The organism is Methylomagnum ishizawai (genome assembly GCF_900155475.1).
Lineage (GTDB): Bacteria > Pseudomonadota > Gammaproteobacteria > Methylococcales > Methylococcaceae > Methylomagnum > Methylomagnum ishizawai_A.
Genome location: NZ_FXAM01000001.1, coordinates 3,739,271 through 3,762,454 on the forward strand (window position 1 = coordinate 3,739,271; position 23,184 = coordinate 3,762,454).

General features: G+C 63.9%; 19 protein-coding genes. 9 read left to right on the forward strand and 10 right to left on the reverse strand.

Annotation, left to right across the window (positions count from 1 at the left end; all coding sequences use genetic code 11):
- Positions 1 to 65: 65 nt before the first annotated feature.
- Positions 66 to 443, forward strand: a complete 378-nt coding sequence (locus B9N93_RS16690; protein WP_085215380.1) for a YajD family HNH nuclease — start codon at positions 66 to 68, stop codon at positions 441 to 443.
- A gap of 375 nt (positions 444 to 818) precedes the next feature.
- Here the strand turns inward: B9N93_RS16690 and B9N93_RS16695 are convergent, their stop codons facing one another.
- Both B9N93_RS16695 and B9N93_RS16700 read right to left on the reverse strand, forming a co-directional pair.
- Positions 819 to 2,573, reverse strand: coding sequence for a patatin-like phospholipase family protein (locus tag B9N93_RS16695; RefSeq protein WP_085215381.1), 1,755 nt, complete (start codon positions 2,571 to 2,573; stop codon positions 819 to 821).
- 81 nt (positions 2,574 to 2,654) lie between these two features.
- Positions 2,655 to 3,395 carry a hypothetical protein gene (locus B9N93_RS16700; protein ID WP_125469029.1) on the reverse strand — a complete coding sequence of 247 codons (741 nt, stop codon included), beginning with the start codon at positions 3,393 to 3,395 and terminating at the stop codon, positions 2,655 to 2,657.
- Between the two features lie 228 nt (positions 3,396 to 3,623).
- Between B9N93_RS16700 and B9N93_RS16705 the strand changes: the two genes are divergently transcribed.
- A complete protein-coding gene (locus B9N93_RS16705) occupies positions 3,624 to 4,166 on the forward strand; it encodes a beclin/Apg6 coiled-coil domain-containing protein (RefSeq protein ID WP_085215383.1) in 543 nt (180 codons plus the stop codon).
- Positions 4,167 to 4,560: 394 nt separating this feature from the next.
- On the opposite strand, the gene B9N93_RS16710 is transcribed toward B9N93_RS16705, so the two are convergent.
- The 4 genes from B9N93_RS16710 to asnB all read right to left on the reverse strand — a co-directional run bounded on the left by B9N93_RS16710 (position 4,561) and on the right by asnB (position 9,384).
- The gene (locus tag B9N93_RS16710) at positions 4,561 to 4,881 is read right to left on the reverse strand and encodes an H-NS histone family protein (protein ID WP_085215384.1); all 321 of its coding nucleotides are present in this window, start codon (positions 4,879 to 4,881) and stop codon (positions 4,561 to 4,563) included.
- A gap of 620 nt (positions 4,882 to 5,501) precedes the next feature.
- On the reverse strand, positions 5,502 to 6,386 hold the full coding sequence (locus B9N93_RS16715) for a CPBP family intramembrane glutamic endopeptidase (RefSeq protein ID WP_085215385.1): 885 nt from the start codon (positions 6,384 to 6,386) through the stop codon (positions 5,502 to 5,504).
- A 30-nt stretch (positions 6,387 to 6,416) separates the two neighbouring features.
- A complete protein-coding gene (locus B9N93_RS16720) occupies positions 6,417 to 7,547 on the reverse strand; it encodes a glycosyltransferase (protein ID WP_085215386.1) in 1,131 nt (376 codons plus the stop codon).
- Positions 7,548 to 7,566: 19 nt separating this feature from the next.
- A complete protein-coding gene (gene asnB, locus B9N93_RS16725; protein WP_085215387.1) occupies positions 7,567 to 9,384 on the reverse strand; it encodes an asparagine synthase (glutamine-hydrolyzing) in 1,818 nt (605 codons plus the stop codon).
- A 191-nt stretch (positions 9,385 to 9,575) separates the two neighbouring features.
- Here asnB and B9N93_RS16730 point away from each other — a divergent pair, with 191 nt between their 5' ends.
- A complete protein-coding gene (locus B9N93_RS16730) occupies positions 9,576 to 10,670 on the forward strand; it encodes a YkgJ family cysteine cluster protein (protein ID WP_085216312.1) in 1,095 nt (364 codons plus the stop codon).
- Positions 10,671 to 10,694: 24 nt separating this feature from the next.
- Here B9N93_RS16730 and B9N93_RS16735 read toward each other — a convergent pair whose 3' ends face one another.
- On the reverse strand, positions 10,695 to 11,063 hold the full coding sequence (locus tag B9N93_RS16735) for a hypothetical protein (protein ID WP_125469030.1): 369 nt from the start codon (positions 11,061 to 11,063) through the stop codon (positions 10,695 to 10,697).
- Between the two features lie 526 nt (positions 11,064 to 11,589).
- On the reverse strand, positions 11,590 to 15,060 hold the full coding sequence (locus tag B9N93_RS16740; protein ID WP_085215389.1) for a hypothetical protein: 3,471 nt from the start codon (positions 15,058 to 15,060) through the stop codon (positions 11,590 to 11,592).
- Between the two features lie 746 nt (positions 15,061 to 15,806).
- Here B9N93_RS16740 and B9N93_RS16745 point away from each other — a divergent pair.
- Positions 15,807 to 16,049, forward strand: coding sequence for a hypothetical protein (locus B9N93_RS16745; RefSeq protein ID WP_125469031.1), 243 nt, complete (start codon positions 15,807 to 15,809; stop codon positions 16,047 to 16,049).
- A 211-nt stretch (positions 16,050 to 16,260) separates the two neighbouring features.
- On the opposite strand, the gene B9N93_RS16750 is transcribed toward B9N93_RS16745, so the two are convergent.
- Together B9N93_RS16750 and B9N93_RS16755 are read right to left on the reverse strand one after the other, a co-directional pair.
- On the reverse strand, positions 16,261 to 18,840 hold the full coding sequence (locus B9N93_RS16750; RefSeq protein WP_085215391.1) for a caspase family protein: 2,580 nt from the start codon (positions 18,838 to 18,840) through the stop codon (positions 16,261 to 16,263).
- Between the two features lie 39 nt (positions 18,841 to 18,879).
- Entirely contained in the window at positions 18,880 to 19,767 is an 888-nt protein-coding gene (locus tag B9N93_RS16755; RefSeq protein WP_125469032.1) for an alpha/beta fold hydrolase, read from the reverse strand.
- A gap of 88 nt (positions 19,768 to 19,855) precedes the next feature.
- On the opposite strand from B9N93_RS16755, the gene B9N93_RS16760 reads away from it, so the two are divergent.
- From B9N93_RS16760 to B9N93_RS16780, 5 genes are all read left to right on the forward strand, one after another.
- The gene (locus B9N93_RS16760) at positions 19,856 to 20,716 is read left to right on the forward strand and encodes a type VI secretion system-associated FHA domain protein (RefSeq protein ID WP_085215392.1); all 861 of its coding nucleotides are present in this window, start codon (positions 19,856 to 19,858) and stop codon (positions 20,714 to 20,716) included.
- A 175-nt stretch (positions 20,717 to 20,891) separates the two neighbouring features.
- Positions 20,892 to 21,704, forward strand: a complete 813-nt coding sequence (locus tag B9N93_RS16765) for a PP2C family protein-serine/threonine phosphatase (RefSeq protein WP_085215393.1) — start codon at positions 20,892 to 20,894, stop codon at positions 21,702 to 21,704.
- 42 nt (positions 21,705 to 21,746) lie between these two features.
- A complete protein-coding gene (locus tag B9N93_RS16770; protein WP_085215394.1) occupies positions 21,747 to 22,220 on the forward strand; it encodes a nuclear transport factor 2 family protein in 474 nt (157 codons plus the stop codon).
- A gap of 133 nt (positions 22,221 to 22,353) precedes the next feature.
- A complete protein-coding gene (locus B9N93_RS16775; protein ID WP_085215395.1) occupies positions 22,354 to 22,671 on the forward strand; it encodes a hypothetical protein in 318 nt (105 codons plus the stop codon).
- A 23-nt stretch (positions 22,672 to 22,694) separates the two neighbouring features.
- The gene (locus B9N93_RS16780; protein ID WP_085215396.1) at positions 22,695 to 23,135 is read left to right on the forward strand and encodes a hypothetical protein; all 441 of its coding nucleotides are present in this window, start codon (positions 22,695 to 22,697) and stop codon (positions 23,133 to 23,135) included.
- Positions 23,136 to 23,184 lie beyond the last annotated feature (49 nt).

Sequence of the window (23,184 nt, forward strand, 5' to 3'; positions counted from 1 at the left end):
GCGAGCGGCACCGGACTTACACTCCGGTTCCACAACCCCATCCCCACGATATAAGGAACGACACCATGCCCATCAAACGCCCCCAACCCAACCGCGCCAAGCTCGACAAGGTCGTCGCCGACGCCCGCCGCGACAAGGAAGACCGGGAAAAAGGCTACCGCGAACAAGCCCTAAAGCTGTATCCCTGGGTCTGTGGCCGCTGCGCCCGCGAGTTCGACCTGAAGAATCTGCACGAACTCACGGTGCACCACCGCAACCACAACCACGACGACAACCCGGCGGACGGCAGCAATTGGGAACTCTTATGCCTGTACTGCCACGACGACGAGCATCAACGCCATATGAACGCCGCCCTCTACGGCAAGGGCGCAACGGAAAAACCCAAGGAAACCGGGAGCTTCAAAGCCTTCGCCGGGCTGGGGAGCTTGCTGAAAAAAGAGTGATGATCGGCTGGGCCCGACCGCTCGCGGAATTTGGGGGGAAGGTTCCCAGGCGGAGCTTGGGAACCAGCGCCAACCCGGATTCCGCAGTTTGTCCGCGAAGCTGTTTTGGAGTCCAAGACCAGCCCTTTCAAAGTGTAAAAATAGCCCTTCTAAATCAATGGGTTGAAAAGGCCGTTTTTCTGTGTCGAAGCGTAGGACGCCACCAACGGCGACATGGGCCACAGCAAAATCAGGGACTTACATAACCCGATTTCGCCAACCGGGTAAACCACTTTGAAAGGGCTGGAGTCCAAGACTTGGACTCCAGAGGTTCACCCTAAACGGCTTTGCAATGACGCTTACGCCGTATCCGAGCTACGATCCCATAAGCCGCTGTCAAGCTGGAGGGGTCGGGGTACCGGGCACGCCCCGGCGCTCCAGCGCCTCGAAACTGCCGCGCTTGAGGAACAGGGGATTGATGAAGACCAGATAAAGCTTGATGAACAAGGTGCCGACCAAGGCCAGTCCGGCATTCAACACCCAGCGTTTGAGCGCGGCCCAGGGCGCGACCAAGTCATGGAAAACCCGGAACAGCTTCGCCAACTTCGGCAGCAGTTGATCGACCAGCCAGCCCAGCAGCAGGGCCGCGATCCACAGCACCGGGATACAGCTTTGCAAGAACGCCTGGATTTGCGGGGCCAATACCACCAGCAGCGCCGCGACCGCAACCAGGGCCAGGACCGACAGCCAGGGAATCAGGTACAAAGCCTTGCCGAAGGTTTGCCCGGCCACCCGCAGTTGCTTGAGATAATCGGCGGTCGGCAGCCCCAGCCAAGGCTTGATCTTGAGGAATTCCCAGGCTTCTTCTCCCGCCGCCAGCAAGGGCACGTTCCCCAAGCCCTGTTCCCCGATCAGATAGCCATCCAGCATCAGCGAATAAGCCTCCACCTCGCTGAAGGCGTCGAGGTCGGTGCGCACCGCGGACAGCAGTTCCTGCACTGTGGGATCGACCCCAAACCGCTCCGTGGTGGGGAGTTGCACTTCCGGCTGTTTGTACGGTTGGCCATCGGGACCGTTCCAATACAGTTCGCGGTAGCCCAAGCCCTGGCGCAGGCTCATGAAGGCCACCGAACCCGGCCTATTGAACAGGTTTTCCAGCACCGCCGTCCGCACCCGATCCTGTAGGATCGAACTGACCCGCGACAATACCGCCACCAGATCGGTGCCGGGCCGGGGTTGCTCGCCCATCTGCCCGCAGGCGTCGCTGACCACGAATTCGACGCAACCATTGTCGATCAAGCCGGTGACGCCCTGGTTGTCATGCACGCCGCCATCGACCAACTGGACCTGGATCGCCTCTTCGCCATCCTGGTACAGCCCGGTGATGGACAGGGGCGGGAACAAGCCCGGCACGCAGGCCGAAGCCGCCACCGCGTGGCCGAGCGGGAAATCCTGTTGGTGGACCACGATATCGTCGTAGGACCTGGGGCGCTTGAGCCGGATCGGCTTCTTGTCGATGGCGTTGTTATTGGAGGGCGGTTCGCCCATGTCCTGGGCGGTGAAGCGCCAATTGTTGCCGCTGTTCAAGGTGGTGGCGTTGACGACCAGGATGGGCACCTTGGCCTTGCGGTCGCCGTTGTGGAGGTTGGGATGGAAATCGGGCTGGCCGGGCGGGAATATCTTGAGCTTCCGCATCTCGACCGGGTCGCCGACCTGGGCCTTGTCCAGCACCGATTGATACAGCAATTGGTTATAGAGTTCGGCGAGGCGGTCGCTGGTGGAATAATCGCCGCGGTGCCGCTTCCAGTTGGCCGCGAAATCGGCGAAGGCCAGCATTCGGATATTGCGCTGGGTGGCCGCCAGGAAATCACCCGCCAGCGCCGCCACGATCTCCACATAGTCCCGGTCGGTGATTGCGGCGTCGGGCTTGCGCTCCAGCAGTTTCTTGACGTGGAGATAATACAGCGCCCCCAGGATGGAGCCGCCGGACACCGTGGAAATCACCTCGACCCGGCGCAACAGGCCGCGCTGGGCCATTTGCGCCAACACGCCGATATGGAAGAACGAAGCCCGCAAACCGCCTCCGGAAAAGGCGAGCCCCAACCGGCCCGCGGTGGCGGTGGCTTGGGATTCTGGTGTGGGATCGGACATGGCAGCCTCCTCTAAGATGGTGGTTATGGTTGTTAGCGGGGGCGGCGGGCCGCGCCGCCCCAAGGCCGGGACCGCCGACGGTCAGCGATATTGCCCGACCACTTCGTAGATCACCGTGGCGTTCTTGCGGTCGGTCATGAACTTACGCCCGCCGATCCCCAAGTGGTCGGGGTCGGCCTCGTAGGAGGCCACGCCGTAGAAAATCTGCTCGTCCTTTTGCTCGGCCAGGATGCCGGTCACCAAGGACAACAAAGCGGTCCCGGCGTTCACAATCACGCCCGCCGCCGGGTTGGCCGCCGTGGCGGCGGTACCGAGGGTATTCGCCAAGCTTTTGCCGGTGTCGGATGCGAGGGCGTCGTGGATGGCTTGGTTGATATCCCGGCTTTTCTCGTTGCTTTTCATCAGCACCACATGGATATCCAGGAAGCGGGGGGGTTTATCCGCGGCGGTGACGATCCTGGCGACATCCAGCCCGCTGTCGTCGTCGTTGGGATCGTTGATGGGCAGGGTATCCATATCCTTAATATCGTTGAATACCCGGCTGGTTTGGAATTGATAGGGCAGTTCGGCGGCGTCGCTGGTCACCAAGATGATGGGATAGACATCGGCGGACGCGTCCACCCCGAGGATGGCGTTATGGTTATCCATCACCCGGATTTGGTTGAAACGCAGGAACAAGCCTTTGAGGCCGGTGAGCGGGGAATGCTCCGACGGCGTCCGCAGCACCGCCATGAAGTCGTTGCCACTCTCGGTCGGCAATCTGGCCATCGCCGCGTGGCGGGCTTGACGGGGATCATCCACGAAATTCGGCATAAGTACCATGGCTGGACTCCTTCGATAAGGAATTGACGAGGGGTTAAAACAGGCAACCGCAGGAAGAGCGTATCATAAATACTTCACCTGCCGCTTTCCAATCTATCCCACCACGGCAAGCCCCACCACCCCGTCCACCCGGACCCCGGCCACCGATGCCAACCCTCCCCGCCGATACCCGGCAGGCGGGATGGGGTAAAATCCCCACCCCGACCCTTCTATGGAATCCGAACCACCATGAATCCCCACCCCGCCCCACACGTCCGGACCGGCTGGAACGTCCTATGCGCGGCCCTCCTGCTCGCGGGCTGCGCCAGCGAACCCAAACCGCTGGCCCCCTTGTCGCCCAACGATCCCGAAGCGAAGACGCTGGAAGCCGACCGGGCACAGTTCCGCGCCAAAAAGGAAGCCCTGATCGACGAGGCGATGGACCTCGACGCCGCCGAACACGACGCCTTTTGGAGCGAATACCACCAATACGAGGCCGAACTCCGCAAAATCCAGGACGAGCGCTACCAGATCATCCATGACTTCGCGACCTACTACGACAACATGACCAACGCCATCGCCGACAACCTGGCGGAACGCATGTTGAAAATGAAACAGCGGCGCAATGAATTGGCCGCGAAATACTACCGCCGCATCAAAGCGGCCACCTCCGCCATCACCGCCGCGCGGTTCCTGCAAGTCGAGAACGAAATCACCCTGCTGTCGGACCTCAAGGTCAGCAGCGAAGCGCCTTTGTTCCCCAAGGGCACGAATCCCGCCGACATGAGATAACCCGCCCGCCGCGTGGGCACGACTCCCGTCCCACGCGCCACCCCGCCTTATCTCCCGGAAGGCGGCCCCTTTGGGGAAAACACACCGCATTATTGAAAATCAAGCGTTTGACCGGCCACGTCCTGGATTACCAGCGGATGCTGTGGAAACCCATGGGGAACGCTGCCGGGGGGTTTCCCGGCCCTGGGGCTGGATGGAAAATACCTGGGAATCCCAAAGGCTTCCCGTCCGCGGGGACCGCCTAGGTGCTTAACCGGGTCTGGGAAGCGGATATCGGCGATATCCGGAGGGGAAGAGCGGAAGAATCACGGAAACCGTGGCGGATTCGCCCGGAACCGCGGAGCGGCGTCAATTCCGGGCAATATCCAGGGTAGCGGGGAAAAGCGGCTGGACGCTATACCCGGAATTCCTCCTGGGAGCGGCCTTGTTCGAGGTAGGCGGTTAACCAGCGGGGTTTCATACCACGGCCGGTCCAGGCGTTCTTGGCATTATTAGGATCGCGATATTTGACCGGAACCGAGGTTCCCTTACGGGTGGTGGGTTTCTTATCGCCTTCGCTAATCTCCACGTGCATACCGATGGAGGAGGCCAACTCCTTGATTTTAAGGATAGTTTCCCGCTTCTTACCATGCCTTTTGGCTTCCAACTCCTTGGAAGCGTTCGCGATGAGTTCCGCCAATTCGACTTCGGACAGGGTGGCTATATTGTCAGACATAGGGGTTTACCTTTACATGAAAACCTTATTATAGCCAGCGCCCGCTTTTATAAGCAATAGTCCGGCACTATTCTCCGCCCCGTCCCCGGTTTTGGAAAAACACCTAGAACCCCACCACGCCACGCCGCCCCTGGCAAAGTAAGCGGATGATTTTTGATTCAAGGCCGACGACCTGGGAAATCCACTTTAACTGCGGACCGGGCCGAACGGGAATCCTCCGGCGCGGAAATGGGGGGAAGGCTATTGGATTAGCCCGGCCCAAATCCAGACCGGCCTTCCCATCCACCGCACGCAATGTCTAGTCGGCGACCCACACCGAAATACTCCACCGCGCCCCGATACATTATTCCGGGGCGGAACCAGGGATGGCGGATAAACCGGGGAATCCGGCGGGGAAAGCGCGCTTACCGGACGATAATTATCCAGTTTCAACCGCTTAAAGAAAGATAGCGCAAAAGGACCAAAAGCACCACATCATAGGCTTCCCAATCCAGAGCCGGTTTAAATAAACCAGATGCCGCGCGAGCGGTTTCCAGTGAATTCTCCGGGATAACCCTAAGGGATGGAGATAGGAAAGCGCTCAAACCGCTCGATAGCCCGGATATAACCCGGCCCCGGAATCAAAATGCGGCGCGGCGGTTCCACCACCCTAACCCCAGGATCAACACCGCCATCCAAGCAGCGGCCAGATAACCGATCACGCCATCATAGCCGCCGACCAGGAAACCGAGTTCGGCATTGGGATTGCCCTTGGTAAGGGCGCGGGCGAATTTGATGACGAAGACCCAACCGGCGTGCAAGCCGATGCAATAGCCCAACCTGTCCCGCCCCGACAACCGCAGCAAGGCCAACAATATCCCGGCGATGAACAAAGCCAGGAACGAATCGGGCTGGATACGCCCCGGCAACTGGACGAAGGCGTCGAGGGCCACGGGCAGGCCGGTATACCAATGGATATCGGCGAATTCCGGCCTGATGCCGGTCTTGAGGAAATGTAGCAAGGCGAAATAAAACCCACAGATCGCGATGGCGGCCAGTTTGGGCACGGCCTTATTCAAAGCGCCCAGGAAAAAACCCCGGAACAGCGGTTCCTCGGCCAGGGCCACGGCGCAGGCGGTCAACAGCGCGTTGAGGGCGGCTTGTTGGATTTGCGCCGCCGTGGCGATCTTGGCGGGATTGGGGACGCGGATATCCAACAGCACCAGCGCCACGGCGTGCAGGCCCAGCATGGCGAGACCCAGCCCGAAACCCACGGCGACCTGTTTCAGGAATAGTCCGGGCCGGGCCGGAAACCCGAAGTCCGCCCAGCGCAAACCCAAGCCCCGCATCACGGGCGGAATACCGACGAACAACAATCCCTGGGACAAGCGTCCGATCACCACATGCAAGGGCACGGCCCCGTGCAAAGCCAGCGCCAAGGGATAAGCGGCCAAGGCCCCGACGCAAGCGCAGAGCAATAAATAAGCGGCGGGCGCGAGCGCCGCCAGCAGGATGGGGCGGAACATGGGGAAAATGGCTTGGATTTAGGAAGAGAATTAATCCGGCGATCCGGGGCCATGGGGCGGCAAGCCCAAAACCTCCAGATAAGCCGTGGTGCTATGTTCGATGCCGTAGGGGCGGGCCGCTTCGCGCAAGCGTTCGGGAGGCAAGGGATCGCGCAAGGTGTCCCGCATGGCCTGGGCCAGGGCCGCGTCGTCGCCGACCGGGACCAAACGCCCGTAGCGGCCATCGCCCAGGATTTCCCTGGGACCGCTGGGACATTGGGTCGATACCGCGGGCGTGCCCAGGGCCAGGGCTTCGATCAAGGCGAAACCCAAGCCCTCCCAGCGCGAGGTGAAGGCGAACAAGGCGGCATGGGCCAGGAAGCCATAGGGATTGGGCTGGAACCCCGGCAGGTTCACTTCCCCGGCCACGCCCAGTTCGCGGGCCAAGGCTTCCAAGGCCCGTTGCTGCTTGCCGCGCCCCAGGATGATGAGCCGGCACGGCAGTTCCCGCCTTAGCCGGGCGAAGGCCCGCAGCAAGGTCGGGAAATCCTTGCGCGCCCCGAGTTCGCCCATCCCGAGGATCACCGGCGGCTCGCCGGGCGCGAACCAGGGGTGATCGGGCCGGGGCTGGACTTCGGTGAACAGGCGCTCCGGGACCACCGGGCTGGGCACCGCCCGGATCAAAGGGCGCGGCAAGCCGGTATAGGCGCTCATATCGTCGGCCACGTCCTCGCAGGTGACGATGACCTGGTCGGCGAAACGGTAGAGCTTGCCCATGGAATTGCGCTGCAACCAGCGCTCGAACCCGCCGCGGTGGGCCAGATCGACCGAGATCGTGGTGCCGGAACTCAGCACCAGCCGGGTATCGACCCCGGCCAGCCAGCGGGCCAGCAGCGCCGTGCGGTTGACCCGGTCCTTGTCGGCCAGCAAGGCGGCGGGACGCTCGGCGCGGAGATAGCGCACCACCGCGCCCAGGCTGCCATAGGTGTGGCGGCTGCCGAGATCGACCACGCGGACGCCCTCGGGCACCGGGCCGAGTTCGGGGCCGTGGTCCTGGACCTTCAACAGGTCCACCCGGTAGCCGCGCCGGGCCAGGGCGGGCACGAGGTGCTTCATGGCGCGGTCCACGCCGCTATGGCCGGAGGTGGCGACGAAGATGGCGATTTTCGGGGTCGGGGTCATGGTCGGAGCCGGGTTGGGATTATCCGATCCATTCTAAAGGATTCTCGGCGGCGGAAGGCTGGACGCCCGGTTGTTCGACCAATAAGCGGTGCCAGAGCGCGAATTGCAGCAGGCTGAAGATTTCGCGGGAAACCCCGCCCGTCGCCCGTTGCGCCGCGAACAAGGCCGGCAGGGCTGTCACGTCGAACCACGCCCCCAGCGCCGGATTGGCGATGAGCCGCCGTTCCAGTTGATCGAGGAACTCCCCCCGCAGCCATTCGCCCACCGGCACATGGAAACCGCGCTTCTTGCGGTGGATATGTTCGGGTGGCAACAACCGCCCGGCCCAGCGCCTCAGGAAATGCTTGCCGATGCCGCCCTCGACCTTGAGCCGGTCGGGCAGCGAAAGGCCGAACTCCACCACCCGGTGATCCAGGAACGGCACCCGGCCCTCGACCCCGAAGCCCATCAACATGCGGTCGGCCTTGACCAGGAGGTTATCCGGCAGGGCCGTGACCATATCGGTATATTGGGCGCGTTGGAGATAGCTCCAGGATTGGGGCGTCTCCCGCCAAGCGGCGATGACGGGGGCGCGGACCTGGCGGTCGGCCTGGGCCAGCGCGGGACCGAACAGTTTCCGGGTCCAGCGGGGCTGCAATTGAGGGCGGGTTTTGAAGCCCTCCGAACCCGGCGACCGCAGGTTTTTCCAAAACCGCCCCAGGTTGGGCCGGTAGCGTCCATAACCTGCGAACGCCTCGTCGCCGCCCTCGCCGCTGAATACCACCTTGAGCCCCGCCCCCGCCCGCTGGGCCAGGACGGCGGTGGGCAGGCAGGCGTAATCGCGCATCAGATCGTCGGCGGCCCAGACCGACCGCACCAACTGGCCGAACACTTCGTCCCGGTCCAGCCGCAAAGCCGTGTGTTCGGTGCGGAAGCGCCCGGCGATCCACTCGGCGTCGGAGAGTTCGTCGCGCATCTCCACGTCGCGATAGCCCACCGAATAAGTGCGGATGGGTCCATCGCAGAGTTTGTCGAGCATTCCCAGCAGGATGGCCGAATCCAGCCCGCCCGACAGGAACAGGCCATAGGGCACGTCCGAACGGATATGCTCGCGCATGACTTGGTGGAACAGCGCGTCGAATTCCTCGGCGGCTTCCGCGTAGCCGATAGCGCGGGTCTGGACCTGGAGCGGGGTCCAATAGCGGCGGCGGGTCAGGCGCAGGCTGTCGGTGTCGATCTCGATGATTTCGCCTGGAAGCACCCGCCGCACGCCCTGGAGAATCGTCTCCGCGCCGGTGCTGAACTGGTTTTGCAGGAATTGGGCGAAGGCCAGCGGATTGATTTCCGGGGTCCGGCCCAACAAGGGCAACAACGCCTTGAGTTCGGAGGCGAATACCACCTGGTCGGGCAATTCGGCGTAATACAGCGGTTTGATGCCCAGCCGGTCGCGGGCGATGACCACCCGCCCGCGCTCCCGGTCGTAGAGGGCGAAGGCGAACATGCCGTGCAGCGATTCGACGAAGCCCGCCGGGTCCAGGGCGTAGCCGTGGAGAATGGTTTCGCAGTCGGAATGGGTGGCGAACCCCCGGCCTTCGGCTTCCATCGCCTGGCGCAGTTCCACGAAGTTGTAGATTTCGCCGTTGGCGACCAGGGCGAGCCGACCCCCGCCGTCCAGGAGGGGCTGGCGACCGCCGCCCAGGTCGATGATCGACAGCCGGGTATGCACCAAGCCCACGCCATCCTCGGTGAAAACGCCGTGGCCGTCCGGCCCCCGGTGGCTCAACCGTTCCGCCGCCCGTTCCAACACCTGGGGTTCGACCCGCCCCGCCCGGCTAACGATGCCCGCGATACCGCACATGTGATTCCTTGGTAAATCCGATGGATGCAACCGGCGCGGCAGGGACGGAGTCCCGCCCGCCGGCTATGGAAAACCGCATAAACTACCCGCCGGGCGACGGTACCGCAACGGAGATTGATCGCGGTGGCTGGTTTCGCCACCGCCGCCCGCCTAAAATCCCGCCCCTGGCCACCCTACCCGCCCAGCCCCCCATGACTACCCATGCGCCCCCCGCTCCAACCGGCGGCTTCATCCGCCGCCCCGCCCACCGCTACGACGATCCGCTGTCCCGCCTCTGGATCGCCTGCGCCGAGGCCATCGGCTTCCGCATCGAGCGCTCGCCCGCCGCCTACGCCTCGACCGACGGTCGCGGCGCTATCCTCATCGGCACCGACGACTTGTTCGATCCCGACGACTCGCTGGCCCAGATGATTTTCCACGAACTCTGCCACGCCCTGGTCGAAGGCGAGACCGGGGAAAAGCGGGAGGATTGGGGGCTGGACAACACCCGGCAAGGCAGCCCGTGGCGGGAACATGCTTGTTTGCGGCTGCAAGCCTATCTGGCCGGGGGGGTGGGACTCCGGCGGTTTTTCGCGCCGACCACCGATTACCGGGTGACGTTCTGGGACGGCCTGCCCGCCGATCCCTTCGCGGCCCCGGCGGAAGCGGGCGGACGCCGCGAGCGTTCCTGCGTGGCGGCGCGGATCGCCGCGTGGCGGGCCTCGGGTCCGCGCTGGGCACCCTTGCGCGAGACGCTCCAGGCCAGCGCCGATCTCGCCGCGCTGGTGCCCAGGCATCTGCGCGGCGAAACCACGCCCTCGCTCTGGACCACGGTGGACCCGCCGCCCGATCCGCATCCCGCCGGGCATTCGACGGTGGCGGCCTACCACGCGGGTTCGGGCTGCGCCGATTGCGCTTGGGGGCATAGTTCACGGGGACATTTGCGCTGCCGCCACGCCCCGCAGGTCCGCCTCGCCCCGAACGCGCCCGCCTGTGCCCGTTACGAACCCGCCCGCGAATTGGATTGCCAAACCTGCGGGGCGTGTTGCCGCGAGGCTTACCATTCAGTGGAGATTTCGCGGCGGGAACCCTTGATCCAGCGGCATCCCGATATGGTGGTGGACGCCACGACCCATCTCAAGCTGCGGCGGGACGGGGAACGCTGCGCGGCGCTCCAAGGCGGCAACACCGCTTGCGAAGCCTACGCCTGCGCCATCTACGCGGACCGGCCCAAGACCTGCCGCGAATTCACCCTAGGGAGCGGACATTGCCTGGATGCACGGCGGCGGGTGGGTTTGTCGCTATGAGGGCGGGATCGCACCGGGATTTGCTCAGCCCGCCCCCAACAGCCGCTTGAACAGCGCGGTCCACTGGGAATCGCTCCCTTCCCAGCTACTGGTATCCGGCTCGAATATAACCAAGCCGTCGTCCGCCGCGGGCGGATTGACGATCCTGTCCGGGCGCGTCGTCACGACGAACTCTATATCCCTATCGAAGAACCTCGCGACCTCCTGTTTCAGCGCCATCAAGACCCCATAATCGACCGGATCGAGGCAAACCTCGGGTATATAGCCGTTATGGATATTGTTCTGGAGATTGGACCATAGGACGATCAGCTTTTTAGCCCGCCCGGCCAGGTCGAAGTTTTTGCGGACATGGGCGCGTTTGCTGATGAAGTTTTCATAGTTTTCGCGGATCATCTCCAAGCTGCCTTCCTGCCTGGGGAAATCATGCCAAAAATGGAATCCATACCGGTCCCACCTGGGGCGGCCGCCATGGATATATAACTCTTCGAGCGGCGGGATGGCCGGCCCCCCCTCCCTCAACCATTCGATCACGCACCCAGGCTGGGTGATGATGTAATCCAAATAAGTACCCCGTTTGGTCAAGTGTTCTATCCCGGTTATCCCGGCAATCAGCTCGATATTCTTATGGGCTTGCCATTCCGCCTGGCATGAAGTCCCAACGCTCAATATACATAGCTCTCTCGAATACAGCATAAAAAAACACTCGCACGACACGGATACAAAACAAAAAAACCCTTCCCACCGGCCCATACGCCTTCCATAGCCATCGATCCCGAGCGGGAAAGTATATACCCCGGCCCGGCGTCGGCACCGCCGGGGCATCGATTGCCGCAGCCCATGAAAAAGCGGCGGGGGCATGACGCCACCGCCGCTCGCGGGGAGGAAGCGGAACCCGCCGCCTCCAAGCCGGGAAACCGCCTCAAGCCGTAGGATAGGCCGCCAGCAAATCCGCCCCGATAGTGCCCTTGAGGCTATCGAGATAGGCGGGCGACCGGGCTTGTTCCAGCATGGACTCGGCCTGTTTCAAACGGCCCGGGATATCCAGTTCCTGGGCCACGTCGCGGTGGCTTTCCAAGGCGAGGAAAGCCCGCAAATCCTGGCAATGGCGTTCCCAGCGGGCGATATCGCGCTGCTGCTTGACCCCCAACCGCCGCCGGTACCAATCCGAACCCAGCAGGGATTCACGGGTGAACAGGGCGCGGATTTCCGGGTCGTGGGCGTCTTTCCCCTCGTATTTGCCGGTCGCCATGATGTGGAGCAGGGCTTTCAGCGGCGGGCAGGCGTCCTCGATGCTGCCGTCGTCCAGGTAGTGTTGGGCGGCTTGCTGCTGGGCCTCGACGATGTTGTTCACGCCATCGACGAACACCGCCATATCCTGGGTTTCCGGCTTCAAAATGGCCTCGTCCATCGCCACGCTGGGATTATCGAAAATCTTGCCCATGAAGCGCGACACGAAGCGGTCGGTGATGCGGTAGCCCAGGCGGCTGGCCTGCACCCAACGGCCCTGGTACTCGAAATCCTTCAGCGGTTCCAGATAGCCCTTGCGGATGAGGAATTCGGGGTCGCGCTCCTGTTCTTCCAGCCGCGCCCAGATTTCCGGGATAAGCAGGCTGATATCGTGATCGACCCGGAGGTTCGGGCCGATATAGCCCGCCGCGCTGGAAAACCCGGCGTAGCCGGTCACGATGAAGGAGACCAGGGCGTTGTTGAGGTCGGCGGTGGCCCGTAGCGCGTTGAACGGCCCCTTGGTCAAAGCGCCCTCGCTGCCCGCCCCGGTGGTCGAAGGCGATTTGCCGGTCACGCTACAGATGAAATCCATGAACAGTTCCGGCAGTTCCTGGTAATGGATCGGGTTGAACACCGCCAAGGGCCGGATGCCTTTTTCCGGCGGGTTGTTGCGGCGGCCGGTCAGCACCGCGTTGACCGGGTTCACCAAGGGTTGACCCAAAGGCACCTGACGGCGCAACCGGGTGCCGATCTCGGCGGTGTAGGTGCGCAAGGGCTTTTGGATATCCGGGCGCACTTGCAAATAACGCGGGTTCTTGCTGGGTTTGCCGTTGATGATGCGGGGATTGGCCGAGGACACCACATATTGCCCGCCTTCGGTGTAGGCCGCCTGCAACAGGTTGCGCATGGGATCGGTGTACTTCTGGAATTCCACCACGTCCTCGACGATGCCCTCCAACTGTTCGCCGATCAAAGGCTCGAAGTTGGCGATGAAATTGCCGGGCTGGGCCATGTCGAATTCGGTCTGCTTGTCGAAGCCGCGGTGGATGGCCTCGTCCGGGCGCTGGAATAAGCGGTATTCGCAGTTCTTCACCAGCTTGACACTGGCATTGGAGGATTTGGGCGAGCAATTCGGCAGCACGGTACGGCTGACCACCACGGAGGCGCTGATATCGTCCTCCATCTGCACCTTTTCGGCGGCGATGAAATCCTGCCGCACTTTATAGGTGCGCCAGTTGCCGGATTTTCCGAGGCCGATACGGAGATAGGAAGCTTCCAACTCGCGCCCGTCCAACTTCAAGGCGTGGCCCGGCATCCCGTTGATGACATCGACCGAGAAATGCGCGCGCCAATCCTCGCCCCATTCCGGCTTATAGAAGCGCTTGATGATGAACACCTGCGACAGGATGCGCGAAGGGATCGAGGCCAGCCATGCGGCGTAGTCCTCGGTGTTACTGGCGGTCGGGGTCAGCAATTTGATGACCGAGCCCAGGCTGCGCTCGGGACTCAGCACCTTGCGGCCGGGATCGCGGTCCTCGTGGGCGAATTCGAGCTTCAAGCGGTGGGTGTAATCGCGCTCGAAGATGGAGGCGACCAGGGCCATATCCTCCTCGAAATCCTGCACGAACACCGGACCGTAAATCACCGCGTCGTCGATGGATTTGGAGATTTCCGACTTGCCGCCGCCCGACACGGTGCAGGGTTTATGGCAGAACACGCCCTCAGCATCGGTGCCGATCAAGCGCCAGGACGGGGCGGAAGGATGTTTCCGCATCTCGACCCGGTAGCCGTGCGGCTGCATGTAAATCTTGCCGGGGCGCAGTTTGATGGACTGTTCGCCCTGGGCATTCTTCCAGCGGATGGTTTGCGAGCGCAAATCCATCCGCAAATCCAAGGGCACATAGACCAAATCCGGGTGGGTGCGGTCGATGGCGTAACCTTCGGGCTGCACGTCCATGATATCGCCGTAGCGCTCGACCATCTTTTCGAAAGAATAAAGGTCCGGCTGTAGGCGGGTGCGGCTGTCGGCCCCATATTCCTCGCCGTGGTTGCGGCACTGGAAAGCCAGGGCACCGCCAGCGTGTTCCTCCTCGGCCAGGCCGAACAGGTTGGCGGCGTAGCTGATCTGGGTTTTGACCTCTTTCTTGCCGTATCCGTAATAGTTGTCGGCCAGGATCGTGACCATGACGCCGCGCAGGTCGCGGGCGGTGATCTTGAAGGCGTTGCCATCGTTGTAGCGCTCGGCTTCGTCCTGCCAGCACATGCCGTCGGCGCGTTGGCGCGGAGTGGCGTCGTCGTAATGAGGGAGGCCGAGTTCCTTTTTAGTGAGCCGGGTCAGGTGCGGGGCGAGGAGGATGCAGCCGGTGTGGCCGGTCCAATGCTCGACATCGAGGGCGGCGTCGTTCTCGGGCAGGTTCGGGTTGCCGGCGTTGCCGAAAATGCTTTCCAGGAAATCCAGGTTGCTGACCAGGTTGCCGGGCGCGAAGCAGCGGATTTCCATGGTCTTCTCGGGCTGCACGCTGGGAATCTCCGGGCACACCACCGGGCGCAGCAGCAAGGACAGGAACAGCCTGGCCTTTTCCGGCTGGCTGGCGGTGAAGGGCAATTCCAGAAGTTCGTCGGGTGGATTCAGGGCGCTTTGCAGCAGGCGGGCGAAAGCCAGCTTGGGCACGGCTTTCTTATCGCCGGGGATCGGCAAGCCGCCCTCGGCGATATGGAACGAACCTTGCGTGGTACGGCGGTCGTTGGCCGGATTGTGCAAGATGCCCTGGCGCACCCGGTAGCTAGACACGATATCGGACTTGAAGCTAGCGCCATCCGAAGGCAGGGATAATTCCCGCGCCACGCCATAGCGGTCCAGGACCAAGGTGCTGGTGGGCAAATGGGCCTGGCCCTCCTCGCCCAGGTCTTCCAGATAAGCCGCCAGGAAATCCTGGATGCGCCGGTCCACCGGACAGAGGTGGTGGGTCAACAGGCGGTTCTTTTCCCGGTAGCTCTTCAACAAATCGTGGGCGATGGACATGAATTCGTCATCGCCGGCCTGGCTGGCGACGGGTTGCCCGGTGGAGGAGAGTTTGAGGTTGATATAAAGCTGCAAACGCCGACGTTCGGCTTCGGGGTCGTGGGATTGGGTGCCCAGACCTAGTGATTGTTCGATATTCATGGATTTAAACCTTGTTTAGGATGGACCGGGGCGCGCAGTTTACAGGCTCCTGCCGCACGCCGCACACCGCCCTCATGCAAGAAGCCAGCCGCCAGGCGGAACATCCCGCCATCCGGGCGGTTCCGGCGGGTCGGAGCCACCCGCAAGACCCGCTTCCGGGCGGGTTGTGGCGGAACGGCACGATCTTGGTGCTTGGCTCCGCCCATCCACCTTCCGCCCTCCGGCCCTTGCGACCGATTTAGGATCATTGTCATATTGGGTCGATATAATATAATAAATAAACCATCGCCAATACACAAAAATACCCACATAAAACATTTAATAAAATCTGTCTCAAAAAGCAAAAACACCAATATATACTCGATGCCATATCCTGGTGGATTTACCCAGGGTCCGCACCGCCACCTTCCATCGTTCTAAGCCTAGGCCATCTTGTTATCAGCTAAAGCACCCGCGTTCATCGACGGATATGCGTGATATAAAGCAAAAACGTCGCGTTATATCACCGCGACATTTTGACATATCCCCAACCTCCGATAATGGGCTATTATTTAATTTTCCCCGGCATCGGTTTGGGGCGGAAATAGCGAACCCCCGGCGAATCCCACCATGGCCACCCTACCCGCCCGTATGGATTTGTCACCCGATTTATTGCAAACGCAAGAAACTGTTTCCCCGTTGTGATGTCACAACAATATCCGGTTCAATCCCAACCGGAATCACCCGCAGCAGAAGGAGAGAGAGAAGTGTCAGGAAATCATCTACCCACCGCCCGCGAAGGGCGGCCATCGATCATGGCCCCGGATCGCCTCGCCCCCAATCCATTCCAGCTTTATTTCCGGCTCGACGGCGAAACCGGCCGCAAGGACTGGTTCTTCACCGCGGGTTCCCAGGTTTTCGGCCCGTTCCGCTCCTTCGCGGAGGCGGACGAGGAACTCGCCGAATGCCGCGCCATCAGCCAGCGCCCGGTGCCGGCCTGGAATCGCTAGGGCATCATATTTTCCGTAGGGTGGGTGCGCATTCCGTGCCCACCGCGACGGCCTGGAAAGGGTGGACATGAGTACATACCCACCCTACGCCGAGGACCGTGCACCCAAACCGGAAATGCTCTAGGCAAGCCGGACACGACAAGGCCCGGCCCATCCGCCCGTTGTTCACGGGTGGACGGGCCGGGCCTTCGGCGTTTTCCCGGCGGGCGGATCAGGCGCTTTCGGGCACGAAGAAGAACGGGCTGCCCTCGTGTCCGGCATGCTGGAGCGGGGCGTATTGCGGCGATTGGCGGAACCCGGCCTTGGACGCCGCGCCCTGGACCTGCCCCGCCACCGAGCGGAACACATCGTAATCCTCCAGCACCCGCTGGTTGCTGCGCAGCACCCCCAGGAAGGCGTTGGCGAATACCGAATGCCCGCCGCCGCCCTGGTCCAAGACCGGCTGCACCCCGCCCGAGGTCAGCACGGTACGCGCCTTGCGGCCCGCCATCACCTTCAGCCATTTGGCCCGCTTGTCGGGGTCCATGCCATCGGGGAGCCTGGCCACCGCCGAGCCGGTCATCGCCCCGGAATAGCAGGAATCCGCCACCACCATCACATGGCGGGCCGGCAGGATGCCGATGAAATCGGTGATACTCTGGCTGGAAATCCAGTTGGCGGGATTGCCCACCTCGGCATCGGTGGGCAGCCAATAGGCTTGCTGGGTGGTCTTGTCGATCTCGCCGTGGCCGGCGTAATAGATCAGCAGGTTGTCTTCGGGGGTCAGCTTTTTGTGGATTTCGTTGAGCGCGGTCATGATCTGGTGGCGGTTGGCGTTCAACAGCAGCTTGGTGTTGAAGCCATAGCGCTCCCTGAGCACCACGTCCAGGCTCTGGGCATCGTTGGCCGGGGTTTGCAGGGCCGGATAGGCGGTGTAACTCTGGTTGCCGATGATGAGGGCGTAGAACTTGCCGAATTTCACATCGCCCGGTCGGTCGATGCCGCCCGGATTGGCCTGGACCAGCGCCGGGGTGGTGGCGGGCGTCCCGGCGGCGACCAAGCTCAGGTCGAGGTGGGAAGTCTGGTTCCGCTGGTCGGTGGCGGTGATCTTGACCGTGGTCTCGGCCCCGTTCAGCGTGGCGGGGAAACGGAACAGGCCGGCGGCGTCGGGCGTGACCGGCTGGTCGTTGACCCGCAGGGACTTGAGTTGATCCGGGGCTTGCACCTTGCCGACGATATCCTTGGCACCGGCCCCGACCTGGACCACCTTCATGCCGCGGGTCAGGGTCGCGGGCGGCTCGATGATCTCGATACCGGGACCGGCCTCGGCCAGTTGAATGGGCGGTTCCTGGGCCTGTAGCGCCAGCCGTTGCGCCGCGTCCTTCAAGCCGGTGATGGCCTGGGCCTGGGCCTGGAGTTCGGTTTTGCGGCGGTCGATCTCGGCCCGGCCCGCGTCGCCCTGGGCGGGGCGGGTCAGGAGCGCGGTCAGTTCGGCGGAGCTTTTGCGGTATTGCTCCAGCTTGGCATTCAGGGCGTTCTCGGTGGAGGCGAGTTGTTCGCGGGCCGGATGGGCCGGAGCGGCGGCTTGGACAGTGGTCGCGGCCTTGGCGGTGGCCTGCGCCGCCGCCAATTCCTTGCGCATCTTGCCGCGTTCCTTGTCGAAGGATGCCGCCATCTTGTTGACGCTGGCCTGTTGGGCCTTGAGCTGGGTTTCCTTGCGCTTCAACTCGGCTTCGAGTTCGCGGACCTTGGCATCGTCCCCGGCGGGCGCGGAGGTTTTTTGCTGGGCCAGATGCTCGCGGAGTTGTTCCAGTTCATCCTGGGATTTGCGCAGTTGCTCCTGTTGGTCCAGCAAATCCTGGCGGGTGGCGTCGAGTTGGGCACGGAGCCGCTCGGCCTCGCGGCGGCTTTGCTCGGCGGCGAACTTGTAGGTTTCCAGTTCGCGCCGTTGCTCGGCCCCGAGTTGCCCGGCTTGGTCGGCGCTTTGGCGCTGGGCGGCGTCGAGTTGCGCCCGCAATTGCTCGGCTTCCTGCTGGCTGCGCTCGGCGGATTGGCGCAGGGCTTCGATTTCCCGCTGTTTCTGGACCGCGCCCGCGCCCTTTTGCTGCTCGACCGCGGCGAGCTTGGCCCGGAGTTGCTGGGCTTCGCGTTGGCTGCGCTCGGCGCTCAGACGGAGTTGGTCGAGTTCCTCGCGGGACACTCCGGCCACTTGGGGCTGGCTTTGCTGCTGCAAGGTCGCGGGCGCGGTGGGCGCGGCGGCGAATTGGAGCCCGGCCCCGTCCAGCCCCGACGCCTTGCCATACCATTGGGCGGCGGCGGCGGCGTCCTTGGGCACGCCCAAGCCCTTTTCGTACAACGCGCCCAGGTTGACCTGGGCCTGGGCGTTGCCCTGGGCGGCGGCTTTGCGGTACCAATCGGCGGCGGCCCGGTAATCGGGGGCCTGGCCCAAACCCTTCTCGTAAATCTGGCCCACGTAGAGTTGGGCCGTGGCGTCGCCCTCCTCGGCCTTGGATCGCCAGACCTGGAGGGCGCTGGCGTAATCGGCGCGGTCGTAAGCCACGTATTCGCCGCCCCGGACCTCGCAATCGGCCTCGGTGGTGCGGATCGGGCGGCGACCGCTGAGATAGGTCATCTGCGAACCCAGCTTGCGCAACTGGCCGGGCAGGAGGCAATCGACCACGTTGAGCTTGTTCACATCCTCGATATAACCCTCCACGGCCCTGGCGGCGGATGCCTCCGGGGCGGGGGTTTGGGTGGCGCAGCCGGCCAGCAAGACGGTGGCGACGGCGAAAGCCAAAGTGGTTTTATTCATGTGGCGAAGTCTCCGCTGGGGATAGGCAAACGCGCTGATTCAGGGTGGGGCGGGACCGGACCCAGGAAGATGCGGTCCCGGAGCCGGGCCAGGGTCCAGCCGCTTTAGGATAAGCTCCCATTCCGCCTCCCAACAACAACCGTGGCCCATTTTCGGCACGATCACCCGGTTTCCCGGTGAACGCTTTTGGGCGATGGGCGCGAATACCTGGGGCGGGATCACCGGGTCGTCCGCGCCGAGATAATGGTATTCCGCCACCACGGGGGCTATATCGGCGGGATTGAGGGAACCGGCCAAGGGGCTGTAGCCGTGATAGGCGGTCCAGGCGGCGCTATCCAGGTTGGCGGCCAACGTGACCAAGGCCAGGGTGCCGGGCAAGCGCGGGGCCAACAAGACCGCCAAGGCTCCGCCGCCGCTGTGGCCGAACAAGCGGAGCCGCCGGAACCCCCGTTCCCGGACGAAGCCGCGCACAGCCGCCGCGAGCGCCTCCACCACCTCCGGCCCATAGCGGCGGTCGGTCCACAGCGCCGGGGCACAGCCCGCGTCCTGGGCATGGCCGTAATAGCAAGGCCGTCCCAGGTACAAGGCCGGGGCCGGGTCCAAGGCCATCAGGCGCAGCATCAAGGGATGGCGCGGCGTGGGGTCTTGGGCGATGCGCCAGCGCGATTCCCAAGGCGTGCCATCGCCTTCCAGATAGACATGCAGGACCGGATTCGGGCTGGTGGCGGGCTTGTAGAACGCCGCCAGCCGGAACCCGCCGCCTTCCAGGGACAAGGCTTGGAAACCCGCCGCCGCCGCCAGGGCGTAAACCCGCGCGGCCGGGGAGGCGCAACCCGCCAGCACGGCGCACAGCGCCGACAGCGTCCAGGCCCGGACCCATCTCCAACGCGATTTCCGCGCAACCCAAACGGGGCGGACCTGTGTCATAGCGGGTTTGTGGATTCGGTTTAAACTTGTAGCCTACCCAGGCGGACCCGCCTTCCCCACCACAAGCAGTCATTCAATCAGAACAACCATGCCGATGCTGCTGCTCCTGAACGTCCTCACCTGGCGGGGCGGGCCACCCCAGAGCGGCCTTTCCCATTTATTCGACACGGCGGGCGGCTCCGTCGGACGCTCGTCCAGCAACCAACTGCGGCTCCCGGACCCCGAGGGCTTCATTTCCCGCAAGCACGGCAGCATCGCCTACCAGGACGGAGACTACCGCTATACCGACACCAGCAGCGGCGGCACCTATTTCGCGACCCGCAACCTCCTGTTGGAACAAGATACCCTGGTCCTGCGCCCAGGCGATATCCTTTGCATCGGCGATTATGAAATCGCCGTCTCGCTGCTGCCCGATGCGGCAGCCAGCCCCACCCCGGACCTGTTCCAAGCGTTCCTGGAAGGCGCGGGGCTGGACCTCCGCCACCGCTTCAAACCGGAAGACCTGCCCGGACTCATGCGTGCCTTGGGCACCCTGTTCCGTCCCCTGGCCGAAGCCGCCCTGGCCCCCTCCCCCCTCCATCCCGGCCCGGCGGCGGACACCGCCCAATCCACCCGCTTGGACGCCGCGCTCGAACACCTGTTGCTGCCCGGTCCCGACGCGGCCACCGACGCGCTCGACGCCCTGCTCGACCACCTGGAGGACGCCGCCCACCAAAAGCTGGCCCTGCACACGGCCCTACAAGCGGAACTGGCCGTGGCCCTCCGGCGCTTCGATCCCGACGGACTCGCCCGGATCGGCGGCAACCCGGACCCGGCACGGTGCTGGCAAGCCTTTCGCACCGCCTATCCGGGCCTGGTCCAGGATATCGCGCAAAACTTCCTGGGCGCGGAATTCATCAAGACCTACCAGCGGCAATTACGCCTACTACGCACGGTCAAAGGACGCTAACCCCCGCGCGGCGGCGACCCGGCCCGCCTACTGGCGCGGCACAATGTCCGCTATAGTTAGCGCAGATGGCGGACGCGGCCTCAGGGGACATCGCTGTCCGGTGGACAGCCGTTTGCAGTGGGAATGGCCGGGTTGCCGCCAACCAGGGCCGGGAGCCGAGCAAAGAGGATAGCCTATGAAAATCAAACACCTGTTCGGTTTCACCAATCAAGCCAAGGCGGGCAAATCCCCGGCGGCGGACGCGGCCATCCCGCCCCGGCCGGTATGCTGGCATTCCCATGGGCTCACCGATGTGGGGCACCGCCGCAAGATCAACGAAGACGCCTTCCTGGACCGCCCGGACATCGGCCTGTGGATGGTGGCGGACGGCATGGGCGGACACCAAGCCGGGGATGTCGCCAGCAACGCCCTGGTCCAATCCTTGGCCGCCATCGAAGCCGCCGCCGAATTGGACGCCCAAACCTTGCGGGTCAAACAAGGCATCGAAGCGGTCAACCGCCACCTGCACCGGCTGGCGGGCGAATCCAGTTCCGGGCAGATCATCGGCAGCACGGTGGTGGCCCTGGTGGCGAAGGGACTGCGCTGCGAAGCCCTCTGGGCCGGCGACAGCCGCCTCTACCGCTACCGCGACGGGCGGCTCGAACAACTCAGCACCGACCATTCGCTGATGGACGAACTGGTACGGGCCGGACTCATGACCCCCGAGGAAGCCTCCGCCGAAGGCGGGGCCAACATCATCACCCGCGCCGTCGGCGCCGAATCCCGGCTGGAATTGGACAGCCTCCGCTTCGAGGCCGCGCCGGGCGATCTCTACCTCCTGTGCAGCGACGGCCTGGCGAAGGAACTCAGCGACGGCGAGATCGCCCGCCACCTCGTCCCCGCCGACCTCGCCGCCAGCGCCCAAGCCCTGATCGCCGCCGCCCTGACCCATGGCGGGCGCGACAATGTCACGGTGGTGCTGATCCGCCCCGAGGCCAGCCCCGCTTGATTCCACCCCGCGGCCCTGCCGCCCTTTCCCCGAGGCCATCCGATGCATCCAGAAGCCCGCCCCCCTTTGCCGCCCTTCACCCGCGAAACCGCCGTCCAAAAGGTCCGCATGGCCGAGGACGCCTGGAACAGCCGCGACCCGGCGCGGGTGGTCCTGGCCTACACGGTCGATAGCCAATGGCGCAACCGCGCCGAATTCCCGCGGGGACGCGAGCAAATCGCCCGGTTCCTGGCCCGCAAATGGGCGCGGGAACTGGATTACCGGCTCATCAAGGAATTGTGGGCCTTCGAGGGCCACCGCATCGCGGTGCGCTTCGCCTACGAATGGCACGACGACGCCGGGAATTGGTACCGCTCCTACGGCAACGAAAACTGGGAATTCGACCCACACGGCCTCATGGCCCGGCGCTACGCCAGCATCAACGACCTGCCCATCCCGGAATCCGAGCGCAAATTCCATTGGCCCCAGGGCCGCCGCCCGGACGACCATCCCGGCCTGGGCGAACTCGGACTCTGACGCGCTCCACGACGGAATCCCCCGCCCGTTATCATCCGGTAAACAATCCACTCCCGGAATGCGCCCCCATCGGCCCGGCACGCGGGGCATAATGGGGCTATCGGTCCCATCCATAGCCCCGGCACCCATCCCGATGAACCACGTCAATTCCTTGATCCGCCTGATCGACCAGGGCCTCTCGACCCAGGTCATGTTGAACGACGGCAGTATGCTCCCGCGCTTCCGCCCGCACGACCTCATCGCCCGCGGCAGCCCGCAAACCGGGGTGGTCGTGGTGCGCGGGACGGTCTGCCCCGACGACGGCGCGCCGGAAGACCGGGTCATCCCGCTCTGCGATATCTGCGGGGTGTTCAGCGAACGGCCCCGGCAGGCCCATCCCGCCGACCCGGCCTTCCTGGGCCGCAATCCGGTCCCCAGGGGCTGGACCACGCTCCGCGCCCGCCAGGGCTGAGCGCCCCCAGCCCGGAACCCGCCATGAGCCTCGCGCCCCACGCCGAACCCCGCTTCCTGCTCTACCATTTGCAGCCCATCAGCGCCCGGCTGCTGTTCATGCGCCACGCCTCGGGCAGCGTGCTGGCCCCGCGGCCGCTGCCATTCCTGACCAACCCCATCGAGGACGACCCGCCCCAGTCCAAGCTCGACCTCATCCAGCAAGTGACTCTGGGGATGCGGCTCAACGCCAGCCTGGGCTTCGAGCCGGGGATGCTGGTGGTGGAGCCGGACTTCCTGCGCCGGGCCGAAATCCCCAGGGCGGTGGTCGATCTGCACCTGGCCCGCTTCACCAGCCACGACCCGCCGCACGAGGCGGCCCGGCTCAAGGGGGCGGTGTTCCAGCCCATCACCGAACTGCGCGGCGGCCATCCGGTGGAGATGGCCATGTTGCGCTGGGCCTACGAATATCTGCTGGCGGGCTGAGCGCGGACAGCCGGCGCGGGTCCAAGCGTCCTTCCCCTGTATTAAACAA